This window comes from Nocardia amamiensis (assembly GCF_015477605.1).
Lineage (GTDB): Bacteria > Actinomycetota > Actinomycetes > Mycobacteriales > Mycobacteriaceae > Nocardia > Nocardia amamiensis_A.
Genome location: NZ_JADLQX010000291.1, coordinates 1 through 282 on the forward strand (window position 1 = coordinate 1; position 282 = coordinate 282).

The following is a 282-nucleotide window of genomic DNA, read 5'->3' on the forward strand; positions in this document are numbered from 1 at the left end:
GCAGGCACAACGCCTCGCTGTTCATGGTGCTGCACAGCGCGCTCGCCGTACTGCTGGCGCGGGCCAGCGGCACCAGCGACATCGCCATCGGCACGCCGGTCGCCGGTCGCGGCGAGGCCGCGCTGGATGACCTGATCGGCATGTTCGTCAACACGCTGGTGCTGCGAACCGCGGTCAATGCCGGTGACTCCTTCGCCGACCTGCTCGCCCAGGCCCGCGAGACCGATCTGCACGCGTTCGCGCACGCGGACGTGCCGTTCGAGCGGTTGGTCGAGGTGCTCA

Annotated in this window: 1 protein-coding gene; it reads left to right on the forward strand. The window is 69.9% G+C overall.

Annotated features, from left to right (window positions below; all coding sequences use genetic code 11):
- On the forward strand, positions 1–282 hold a 282-nt coding region (locus IU459_RS40640), incomplete at both ends, for a condensation domain-containing protein (protein ID WP_195134348.1).